We start from the raw sequence: 11,101 nt of genomic DNA on the forward strand, positions 1-11,101 counted from the left end.
CCGCCCCCAGCGCCGCAGGAAGACGTGACCCCCCGAGACCGAGTCCGCCGCCACCTCAAGGCCCACCCCGTCGCGGCGGACGCCCTCCTCGCCACGGGTGTCCTTGTCTGCATGGTGGCCGGCTCCTTCGTGGACCCGCACGGCGAGCACGACGTCAGCTGGAGCATCCGCACCCCGGCCCCCCTCAGCCTCCTCCTCATAGCACTCGCCGCCGCCGCCCTGGTCTTCCGCCGCCGCGCCCCCCTCACGGTCCTCGCCCTCACCGGCGCCGCCTCCGTCACCGAGTGCGTCACCGGCGACCCCCGCGCCCCCGTCGCCATGGCCGCCGTGATCGCCCTCTACACCGTCGCCTCCACCACCGACCGCCCCACCACCTGGCGCGTCGGCCTGCTCACCATGACCGTGCTCACCGGCGCCGCCATGCTCGCGGGCCCGCTGCCCTGGTACGCCCAGGAGAACCTCGGCATCTTCGCCTGGACCGGCATCGGCGCCACCGCGGGCGACGCCGTGCGCAGCCGCCGCGCCTTCGTCCAGGCGATCCGGGAGCGCGCCGAGAAGGCGGAACGCACCCGCGAGGAGGAGGCCCGCCGACGGGTCGCCGAGGAGCGCCTGCGCATCGCCCGCGACCTGCACGACGTCGTCGCCCACCACATCGCCCTGGTCAACGTCCAGGCCGGAGTCGCCGCCCACGTCATGGACAAGCGCCCCGACCAGGCCAAGGAGGCCCTCGCCCACGTCCGCGAGGCCAGCCGCTCGGCGCTGAACGAACTGCGCGCCACCGTCGGTCTGCTCCGGCAGTCCGGCGACCCCGAGGCGCCCACCGAACCCGCCCCCGGCCTCGCCCGGCTCGACGAACTCGTCGGCACCTTCCGCAGCGCGGGCCTCCATGTCGAGGTCGCCCGCGCCGACCACGGCACCGCCCTGCCCGCCGCCGTCGACCTCGCCGCCTACCGGGTCATCCAGGAAGCCCTCACCAACGTGCAGAAACACGCGGGGACGGAGGCGAAGGCCGAGGTCAGCGTCGTACGCGTCGGCCCGAACGTGGAGATCACGGTGCTGGACAACGGCAACGGCGAGGACCACGACCCGGACAGCGGCGGCGGCCACGGGCTGCTCGGCATGCGTGAGCGCGTCACCGCCCTGCGCGGCACCCTCACCACCGGTCCCCGCTACGGAGGCGGCTTCCGCGTCCATGCGATCCTGCCGGTCAAGACCCGCACCGCCGCAAGGGACCGACCGGGGGAGCCCGTATGACGATCCGTGTCCTGCTCGCCGACGACCAGGCACTGCTGCGCAGCGCCTTCCGGGTGCTCGTCGACTCGGAGCCGGACATGGAGGTGGTCGGCGAGGCGTCCGACGGCGCCGAGGCGGTGCGGCTGACCAGGCAGGAGCGCGCCGACGTGGTCCTGATGGACATCCGGATGCCCGGCACGGACGGTCTCGCCGCCACCCGGATGATCAGCGCCGACCCGTCCCTCGCGCACGTCCGTGTGGTCATCCTGACGACCTTCGAGGTCGACGACTACGTCGTGCAGTCCCTGCGGGCCGGGGCCTCGGGTTTCCTCGGCAAGGGCAGTGAGCCCGAGGAGCTCCTCAGCGCCATCCGGGTCGCGGCCGGCGGCGAGGCCCTGTTGTCCCCGGCCGCCACCAAGGGCCTGATCGCCCGCTTCCTGGCCCAGGGCGACGCGGACGACGAGCACGACCCCGTCCGCACCGAACGCCTCGCCGCCCTCACCGTCCGCGAGCGCGAGGTCCTCGTCCAGGTCGCCGGTGGCCACTCCAACGACGAGATCGCCGAGCGCCTGGAGGTCAGCCCGCTCACCGTCAAGACCCACGTCAACCGGGCCATGGCCAAGCTGGGCGCCCGTGACCGGGCCCAGCTCGTGGTGATCGCGTACGAGTCGGGGCTGGTACGGCCGAGGGTGGAGTGATTCCTGGTGCGCGTACTGCGGCCGGAGTAGACGCCGTACAAGGAAATGGACCTGGGGGCTACGGAACACCTCACACCCATGGCACAGGGTTGAGGAGCCGTTTCTGCCGCTCACAGAATTGAGAACCCTCACCCATGTCCTGGCTGTCCCGATTCAGCCTCGCGCAGCGGGCCCTCATAGGCCTCATGTCCCTCATCGCGATCGCGTTCGGCGCGATCGCGATCCCGCAGTTGAAGCAGCAGCTCCTGCCCACCATCGAACTGCCGATGGTGTCGGTGATCGCGCCCTACCAGGGCGCCGCCCCCGACGTAGTCGAGAAGCAGGTCGTCGAGCCCATCGAGAACAACCTCGAAGCCGTCGACGGCATCTCCGGCGTCACCTCCACGGCGAGCGAGGGCAACGCCGTGATCATGGCGTCCTTCGACTACGGCAACGACACCAAGCAGCTCGTCGCCGACGTCCAACTGGCCGTCAACCGGGCCCGGTTGCCCGAGGACGTGGACCCGCAGGTGGTCGCGGGCTCCACGGACGACATGCCGACCGTCGTCCTCGCCGTCACCTCGGACAAGGACCAGCAGGCCCTCGCGGATCAGCTGGACCGGACCGTCGTACCGGATCTGAAGAACATCGACGGCGTCGGCCAGGTCACCGTCAGCGGTGTCCGCGACCTCCAGGTCGCCGTGACCCCCGACGACCGGAAGCTGGCGGCGGCGGGCCTGACGACCCAGTCCCTCGCGCAGGCGCTCCAGGCGGGCGGCGCGACCGTCCCGGCCGGCTCCTTCGACGAGGACGGCGCCAACCGGACGGTCCAGGTCGGCGGCGGCTTCACCTCCGTCGAGCAGATCCGCGACCTCATGATCACCGGCCGGAACCCGGTCCGTCTGGGCGACATCGCCACCGTCGAGCAGACCGAGGCCCCGGCCGACTCCCTCACCCGCACCGACGGCAGGCCCAGCCTCTCCGTCGCCGTGACGATGGACCATGACGGCAGCGCGGTCGCCATCTCGGACGCGGTCGAGGACAAGCTGCCCGCCCTGCGCGCGGACCTCGGCTCAGGCGCCACGATCACGGTCGTGAGCGACCAGGGCCCGGCGGTCTCGAAGGCCATCTCGGGCCTGACCACCGAGGGCGCCCTCGGCCTGCTCTTCGCGGTCCTGGTCATCCTGGTCTTCCTGGCGTCGGTGCGCTCGACGCTGGTGACGGCGGTGAGCATCCCGCTCTCCGTGGTGCTCGCCCTGATCGTGCTGTGGACCCGCGACCTGTCGCTGAACATGCTGACGCTGGGCGCGCTGACCATCGCCATCGGCCGGGTCGTCGACGACTCCATCGTCGTCCTGGAGAACATCAAGCGGCACCTCGGCTACGGCGAGGAGCGCCAGGCGGCGATCCTGAACGCGGTCCGCGAGGTGGCCGGAGCGGTCACCTCCTCGACCCTCACCACGGTCGCCGTGTTCCTCCCGATCGGCCTGGTCGGCGGCATGGTGGGCGCCCTGTTCGGCGCGTTCAGCCTCACGGTGACGGCGGCCCTACTGGCCTCGCTGCTGGTGTCGCTGACGGTCGTCCCGGTCCTGTCGTACTGGTTCCTGCGCGCCCCGAAGGACACCCCCGAGGACGCCGACGAGGCGCGCCGGATCGCGGAGGAGAAGGAGGCGAGGAGCAGGCTCCAGCGCTTCTACGTCCCCGTCCTGCGCTTCGCGACCCGGCGCCGGCTGACCAGCGTGCTGCTGGCGGTCGTCATCCTCCTCGGCACCTTCGGCATGGCCCCGCTCCTGAAGACCAACTTCTTCGACCAGGGCGAGCAGGAAGTCCTCACCGTCAAGCAGGAGTTGAAGCCCGGCACCAGCCTGGCGGCGACCGACGTCCAGGCGAGGAAGGTCGAGAAGCTGCTGGCCGGCACCAAGGGCGTCAAGGACTACCAGGTCACCATCGGCTCCTCCGGCTTCATGGCGGCCTTCGGTGGCGGCACGGACACCAACCAGGCGTCCTACCAGGTGATGCTGGAGGACTCGGCGCACTACGACGACGTCCAGGACGACATCGAGGCGGGCCTGAGGAAGCTCGACGGCATCGGCACCACGACCGTCGCCGCCGGTGACGGCTTCGGCAGCCAGGACCTGAGCGTGGTCGTCAAGGCGGCCGACGCGAAGGTCCTGCGCGAGGCGTCCGAGCAGGTCCGCAAGGCGGTGGCGGGCCTGGACGACGTCACCGACGTCACCAGTGACCTCGCGCAGAGCGTGCCGCGCATCTCGGTGAAGGCCAACGACAAGGCCGCCGCGGCGGGCTTCGACGACCAGACGCTGGGCGCCGCGGTGACCCAGGCCGTCAAGGGCACGACGGCCGGCCGGGCGATCCTGGACGACACCGAGCGGGACGTCGTCATCAGGTCGGCGAAGCCGGCGGCCACCCTGGAGCAGCTGCGGAACCTGCGGCTCGGCCCGGTGAAGCTGGGTGACATCGCCACCGTGAAGCTGGTGGACGGCCCGGTGTCGATGACCCGGATCGACGGTCAGAGGGCCGCCACGATCTCGGCGAAGCCGACCGGCGACAACACCGGCGCGGTCAGCGCGGACCTCACGTCCAAGCTGGACGCCCTGAAGCTCCCGGCGGGCGCGACGGCCGAGATCGGCGGGGTCACCTCGGACCAGGACTCGGCGTTCAAGAACCTGGGCCTGGCCATGCTGGCGGCCATCGCGATCGTCTTCATGCTGCTGGTGGCGACCTTCCGCTCACTGGCCCAGCCACTGATCCTGCTGGTCTCGATCCCCTTCGCGGCCACCGGCGCGCTCGGCCTCCTGATCGTCACCGGCACCCCGATGGGCGTCCCCGCGATGATCGGCATGCTGATGCTCATCGGCATCGTGGTGACGAACGCGATCGTGCTGATCGACCTGATCAACCAGTACCGCAAGCAGGGCTACGGCGTGGTGGAAGCCGTCGTCGAGGGCGGCCGCCACCGGCTGCGCCCGATCCTGATGACGGCACTGGCGACGATCTTCGCGCTCCTCCCGATGGCGCTGGGCGTCACCGGCGAGGGCGGCTTCATCGCCCAGCCGCTCGCGGTGGTCGTGATCGGCGGCCTGATCACCTCGACCCTGCTGACCCTCCTCCTGGTCCCGACGCTCTACACGATGCTGGAGCTCCGCAAGGAGCGTCGGGCCAAGAAGCGGGCGGCGAAGAGGGGCGAGACCCCCGCGGCACCGACCCCGGCCGAGGAACCGGAACCGGCCGGCGTCTGACCCGCCAGGAGCCCTCGCAGCCACCGCTGCGGGGGCTCCCGCCGTTCCACGGGAAAACCGGGAAAAAGAAATCTCCGCGCCGATGTCGAGAACCCGCGTCCCGCTCCGTCCCCGTAGTGCGAGCGGCCACAATGGGCCGCATCGGGACCGAGGAGAGACATCATGGCCAAGTACCTGCTGCTCAAGCACTACCGCGGCGCTCCGGCTCCGGCCAACGACGTGCCCATGGAGAAGTGGACGCCCGAGGAGATCTCGGCGCACATCCAGTACATGCGGGACTTCGCGGAGCGGCTGGAGAAGACCGGGGAGTACGTCGACGGCCAGGCGCTCGCTCCCGAGGGGACGTGGGTGCGGTACGACGGCGAGGGGCGCCCGCCGGTCACCGACGGTCCGTTCGCCGAGACCAAGGACCTGATCGCCGGGTGGATGGTGATCGACGTCGACACCTACGAGCGGGCCCTCGAACTGGCCGGGGAGCTGTCGGCCGCCCCCGGTGCCGGCGGGAAGCCGATCCACGAGTGGCTGGAGCTGCGCCCGTTCTACGCGACGGCGCCCACGGCCACGGACGACTGCCACGCCGGTGGATGAGAAGACCGCTCCGCCGATCGACGAGGCGCTGCTCAGGAGCCTCACACCGGGCGTGCTGACCGTCCTCGTCCGCCGCGGAGCCGACTTCGCGGCGGCCGAGGACGCCGTCCAGGACGCGCTCGTCGAGGCGGTGCGCAGCTGGCCGGCCGACCCGCCGCGGGACCCCAAGGGCTGGCTGGTCACCGTGGCCTGGCGCAAGTTCCTCGACGCGACCCGCGCGGACACCGCACGCCGCCGCCGTGAGGACCGTATCGACGAGGAACCGGCGCCCGGCCCCGCGCCCGCCGTGGACGACACGCTCCAGCTGTACTTCCTGTGCGCCCACCCCTCGCTCACCCCGTCCTCCGCGGTCGCGCTCACCCTGCGTGCGGTCGGCGGTCTGACCACCCGGCAGATCGCCGAGGCCTACCTCGTCCCCGAGGCGACCATGGCCCAGCGCATCAGCCGGGCCAAGCGGACCGTCTCCGGTGTGCGGTTCGACCAGCCCGGCGATGTCGCCACCGTGCTGCGCGTGCTCTACCTGGTCTTCAACGAGGGCTACTCCGGCGACCTCGACCTCGCCGCCGAGGCCATCCGCCTCACCCGGCAGCTCTTCGCGGCCATCGACCACCCCGAGGTCGCCGGCCTGCTCGCCCTGATGCTGCTCCACCACGCCCGCCGCGCCTCCCGCACCGCCCCGGACGGGGCCCTGGTGCCGCTCGCCGAGCAGGACCGCACCCGCTGGGACACCACGGCGATCGCCGAGGGCGTCGGGATCCTCCAGCGCGCCCTCGCCCGGGACCGGCTGGGCGAGTTCCAGGCCCAGGCCGCCATCGCCGCCCTGCACGCCGACGCGCAAACCGCCGAGGAGACCGACTGGGTGCAGATCGTCGAGTGGTACGACGAACTCGCCCGCCTGACTGACAGCCCCGTCGTCCGCCTCAACCGCGCGGTCGCCGTGGGCGAGGCCGACGGCCCCCGCGCGGGCCTGGCCGCCCTCGCCGCGCTGGACGACTCCCTGCCCCGGCACACCGCGGTCGCGGCCTACCTCCACGAACGCGACGGCGACCTCGCGACCGCGGCCCGGCTGTACGCGGAGGCCGCCCACAAGGCCCCCAACCTCCCCGAACGCGACTACCTGACCCGCCGGGCGGCCCGCCTCAACACCCGCGGGAGCCGCTGAGCTTCACGCCCGGCGAAGCCCTTTACATATGCTGTGCCCTCGAACTGCCGTGCACGGGGAGGGGGATTCGGGCGTGCCGTTGCACAAGGACGACCCGAAATCGGTCGGCGGCTACAGACTGCTCGACCGGCTCGGCTCCGGCGGCATGGGCATCGTCTACCGGGGCAGATCCCGCTCCGGGCGCGAGGTCGCCGTGAAGGTGGTGCACGCCCAGTACGCCGAGGACAGGGTCTTCCGCGCCCGGTTCCGCCAGGAGATCGAGTCCGTGCGCAAGGTGAGCGGCGCCTTCACCGCCCCGGTGGTGGACGCCGACCCCGAGGCGGTACGGCCCTGGATGGCCACCCAGTACGTGCCCGGGCCCTCCCTCGCCGACCGGATCCGCGAGCGGGGCGCGCTCAAGGGCACCGAACTGCGGCTGCTGGCCCTCGGGTTGGTGGAGGCGCTGCGGGACATCCACCGGGCCGGGGTCGTGCACCGCGACCTCAAGCCCGCCAACGTCCTGCTGGCCGAGGACGGGCCCCGCGTCATCGACTTCGGCATCTCCCGCGCCGCCGAGAACCACAACACCCTCACCGAGACCGGGCAGATGATCGGCACCCCGCCCTTCATGTCCCCGGAACAGTTCACCGACGCGCGCACGGTCGGCCCCGCCTCCGATGTCTTCTCGCTCGGCGCGCTGCTGGTGTTCTCGGCCACCGGACGCGGGCCGTTCGACGCCGACAGCCCCTATCTGACCGCCTTCCGGGTCGTCCATGACGCGCCCGTCCTCGACGGCGTGGCATCGCCCCTGCGCGCGATCCTGGAGCGCTGTCTGACCAAGGAGGCCGCGGACCGCCCCGAACTCGACCAGCTGGCCAAGGAGTTCGCGGACGCCCTGCCCGGGGCCGACACCCCGGACACCATGACGCTGCGCAGCCAGGTGCTGAGGGCCGTCGAGGAGACCGTCGGCGGGGCCGGTCCCGCGCACGGGACGAGACCGCCGGGACGCCGTGGCCGCCGGGCCCGCCCGCTGCTGATGAGCGCAGGCACGGCGGGCGCGGTGGCGCTGGGCCTGCTCTGGTACCTCACCCTCGGACCGGGCTTCTCGGACGACTCTCCGTCCCCGAGTTCCTCCTCGGCCAGGTCATCCCGGTGGGCGGCCGTGCCCACCGGCTGGGGGCCCTGGCGGACGACGACGTTCGAGACGGCACCGCGGGGCGAGGTCCAGCCGCTCGCGAAAGACGTCGGAGCCCCGGGCGACGCCACCTGCGGGACGTACCAGGACGCCGTCTACTGCGTGGGCAACGACATCCTTCCGGTACGACTGGACGGCCGTACCGGCGAAACCGTCTGGCGCTCCTCCCTCGCGACCGCCGAGTCCGGCGAAAGCGAGCTGAACACCTTTACGCTCCTCGGCGTGCAGGACGACGCCATGGTCGTGCAGCAGACCGTCTTCAAGGGCGCCTCCGAGGCGGGGACCAGCGTCGTCGCCCTCGACACCGAGAGCGGCGCGCAGCTGTGGACCCGCAGGGTGAACAGCGCCGCCGTCGATCTGGTCATGGCCGACGGCCTCGTCCTGACCACCGACACCACAGGCGGGCTGGCGACCGCCCGGGATCCCCGTACCGGCACCGATCGCTGGACCGTGCAGCTGCCCGCAGGCGACTACTGCCAGTTCCTGACGGCCGGGTCCGGCCTCTACCAGCACTGCTTCCCGGACGACGAGACCCGGTCCGCCGAGGTGCTGGAACTGAACCGGACCGACGGGTCGGTGGTCCGGCGCCTGAAGACCCCGAACGGGAGCGGTCTGCTGGGCGCGGTCGACGGCCGCCTGGCCTTCGTGCTCATGGACGGCATCAGCGGCCCGGCCCGTCTCCAGGACGTGACGTTCGACGAGATCCTGCTGACCGACCCGGACACGGGCGCCAGTACCACGAGGAAACTGGCGAAGACCTATGTGGGCTCGGTGACCCTGGCCGCCGGCACCCTGTGGGTCACCGGTGCCGACGGCCAGGTGACCGCCCTGTCCCCGCTGACCGGCAAGCAGCTGTGGCAGACCCGGACCAGCGTCGAGGGCTCGGGCCGGCCCACCTACGACGCCCGCACCCGCACCCTGTACCTGGCCAGTATCAGCGGCCGGGTCGCGGCCCTCGACGCCCGCGAGGGGACGCTGCTGTGGGAGACGGGTACCCACGCCGAACGGCTCGCGACCGGCGACTCGACCAGGTCCGCGGTCCTGCCGTACGGCGGCGCGCTGATCGCGAGCACCCCCGACGGCACCGTCTTCAGCCTCGACCCGGCCCACCCCGGGCGGAACCCGGGGTGAGCCCACGGCCCCAGGGGACCGCTACGGCAGCGCCAGCATCCGCTCCAGTGCCAGCTTCGCGAAGGCCTCGGTCTCCTTGTCGACCTCGATGCGGTTGACCAGCTTGCCCTCGGCCAGGGACTCCAGGGTCCACACCAGGTGGGGCAGGTCGATGCGGTTCATGGTCGAGCAGAAGCAGACCGTCTTGTCGAGGAAGACGATCTCCTTGCCCTCGGGGGCGAAACGGTTCGCGAGCCGTCGTACGAGATTGAGCTCGGTCCCGATGGCCCACTTCGAGCCGGCCGGGGCCGCCTCCAGCGCCTTGATGATGTACTCCGTCGAACCGACGTAGTCCGCGGCGGCGACGACCTCGTGCTTGCACTCGGGGTGCACCAGGACGTTCACGCCGGGGATGCGGGCCCGGACGTCCTCGACCGACTCCAGCGAGAAGCGGCCGTGCACCGAGCAGTGGCCGCGCCACAGGATCATCTTCGCGTCCCGCAGCTGCTCGGCGGTCAGACCGCCGTTCGGCTTGTGCGGGTTGTAGACGACACAGTCCTCCAGGGACATGCCCATGTCCCGCACGGCGGTGTTGCGGCCGAGGTGCTGGTCGGGGAGGAAGAGGACCTTTGTCGAATGAGGCTCCCCCTGCTCGAAGGCCCACTCCAGGGCCCGCTTCGCGTTCGACGAGGTGCAGATCAGGCCGCCGTGCTTGCCCGTGAACGCCTTGATGTCCGCCGAGGAGTTCATGTACGACACCGGCACGACCTGCTCGGCTATGCCGGCCTCGGTCAGTACGTCCCAGCACTCGGCGACCTGCTCAGCCGTCGCCATGTCGGCCATCGAGCAGCCCGCGGCGAGGTCGGGCAGGACGACCTTCTGGTCGTCGGAGGTGAGGATGTCCGCGGACTCGGCCATGAAGTGCACACCGCAGAAGACGATGTACTCGGCCTCCGGGCGGGCGGCCGCGTCCCGGGCCAGCTTGAAGGAGTCGCCCGTGACGTCGGCGAACTGGATGACCTCGTCACGCTGGTAGTGGTGGCCGAGGACGAACACCTTCTCGCCGAGCTTCTCCTTGGCCGCGCGGGCGCGCTCGACCAGGTCGGGGTCGGACGGGGAAGGCAGGTCGCCGGGGCACTCGACGCCCCGCTCGCTCCTTGGGTCGGCCTCACGGCCGAGCAGCAACAGGGCGAGCGGAGTCGGCTGTACGTCGAGCTCCGTGGTCTGGGCGGTGGTCACGACACGCACCCTTTCTACTTTTCGTCGAACTGACGTTATCTATCATAACCCGGTTCACGTCACTTTGACGATGGTCATTGCGTCGATGTGACGTGAATCCCGAAACGGGGCTCAGGGGGCCCGGACGCGGCATTTTCTGCTCACCGCCGCATGTGCGAGCATGAAGAAGGCGCCGAAAATCCGGCGTCCGGCCCGGAATGAATCCGCGGCCTTGCCGGTTGCACCAGTCGGCAAGCAGTCTCCGTACAACCCGGGAGAGATGTAGATGTCCGTATCGGACGAGACCGGCACCGTCACCGACGGCATCATCCTGTCCGACGCCGCCGCGGCGAAGGTCAAGGCCCTGCTCGACCAGGAAGGCCGTGACGACCTGGCCCTGCGCGTCGCCGTTCAGCCCGGCGGCTGCTCCGGCCTGCGTTACCAGCTCTTCTTCGACGAGCGCTCGCTCGACGGTGACGTGGTCAAGGACTTCGGTGGCGTCAAGGTCGTCACCGACCGCATGAGCGCCCCGTACCTGGGCGGCGCGTCCATCGACTTCGTGGACACCATCGAGAAGCAGGGCTTCACGATCGACAACCCGAACGCGACCGGTTCCTGCGCCTGCGGCGACTCCTTCAGCTGAGCCAGACGCGACAGAAGGCGGTGGCCCCCCGGCGAGGGG

General features: G+C 71.2%; 8 protein-coding genes. 7 read left to right on the forward strand and 1 reads right to left on the reverse strand.

What is annotated here, in order from left to right:
* Positions 1-24 precede the first annotated feature (24 nt).
* The 6 genes from ACFULQ_RS46430 (at position 25) to ACFULQ_RS46455 (ending at position 9,222) form a co-directional block, all read left to right on the forward strand.
* Positions 25-1,254 (forward strand): sensor histidine kinase, encoded by a 1,230-nt coding sequence (locus ACFULQ_RS46430; protein ID WP_383557122.1) that lies wholly within the window; start codon positions 25-27, stop codon positions 1,252-1,254.
* Complete coding sequence (locus tag ACFULQ_RS46435) at positions 1,251-1,931, forward strand: response regulator (protein ID WP_383557110.1); 681 nt, start codon at positions 1,251-1,253, stop codon at positions 1,929-1,931. Before ACFULQ_RS46430 ends, ACFULQ_RS46435 begins: the two co-directional genes overlap by 4 nt.
* Before the next feature lie 134 nt (positions 1,932-2,065).
* Positions 2,066-5,167: an efflux RND transporter permease subunit gene (locus ACFULQ_RS46440; RefSeq protein ID WP_383557113.1), complete on the forward strand. Its 3,102-nt coding sequence runs from the start codon at positions 2,066-2,068 to the stop codon at positions 5,165-5,167.
* A 162-nt stretch (positions 5,168-5,329) separates the two neighbouring features.
* Complete coding sequence (locus ACFULQ_RS46445; protein WP_383557115.1) at positions 5,330-5,755, forward strand: YciI family protein; 426 nt, start codon at positions 5,330-5,332, stop codon at positions 5,753-5,755.
* Between the two features lie 16 nt (positions 5,756-5,771).
* Complete coding sequence (locus ACFULQ_RS46450; RefSeq protein WP_383557125.1) at positions 5,772-6,917, forward strand: RNA polymerase sigma factor; 1,146 nt, start codon at positions 5,772-5,774, stop codon at positions 6,915-6,917.
* Between the two features lie 73 nt (positions 6,918-6,990).
* Positions 6,991-9,222 (forward strand): protein kinase, encoded by a 2,232-nt coding sequence (locus tag ACFULQ_RS46455; protein ID WP_383557116.1) that lies wholly within the window; start codon positions 6,991-6,993, stop codon positions 9,220-9,222.
* Between the two features lie 21 nt (positions 9,223-9,243).
* On the opposite strand, the gene nadA is transcribed toward ACFULQ_RS46455, so the two are convergent.
* Positions 9,244-10,440 carry a quinolinate synthase NadA gene (nadA, locus tag ACFULQ_RS46460; protein ID WP_383557119.1) on the reverse strand — a complete coding sequence of 399 codons (1,197 nt, stop codon included), beginning with the start codon at positions 10,438-10,440 and terminating at the stop codon, positions 9,244-9,246.
* 265 nt (positions 10,441-10,705) lie between these two features.
* Here nadA and ACFULQ_RS46465 point away from each other — a divergent pair, with 265 nt between their 5' ends.
* On the forward strand, positions 10,706-11,062 hold the full coding sequence (locus ACFULQ_RS46465; RefSeq protein WP_020137379.1) for an iron-sulfur cluster assembly accessory protein: 357 nt from the start codon (positions 10,706-10,708) through the stop codon (positions 11,060-11,062).
* Positions 11,063-11,101 lie beyond the last annotated feature (39 nt).

Source organism: Streptomyces sp. NPDC057253 (genome assembly GCF_042669125.1).
Classification (GTDB): Bacteria; Actinomycetota; Actinomycetes; order Streptomycetales; family Streptomycetaceae; genus Streptomyces.

What these genes read in the sequence shown, in the direction of transcription:
- ACFULQ_RS46435 (WP_383557110.1), top strand. Translation starts at nt 1,251, where the DNA reads ATGACGATCCGTGTCCTGCTCGCCGACGACCAGGCACTGCTGCGCAGC.
- ACFULQ_RS46440 (WP_383557113.1), top strand. Translation starts at nt 2,066, where the DNA reads ATGTCCTGGCTGTCCCGATTCAGCCTCGCGCAGCGGGCCCTCATAGGC.
- ACFULQ_RS46445 (WP_383557115.1), top strand. Translation starts at nt 5,330, where the DNA reads ATGGCCAAGTACCTGCTGCTCAAGCACTACCGCGGCGCTCCGGCTCCG.
- ACFULQ_RS46465 (WP_020137379.1), top strand. Translation starts at nt 10,706, where the DNA reads ATGTCCGTATCGGACGAGACCGGCACCGTCACCGACGGCATCATCCTG.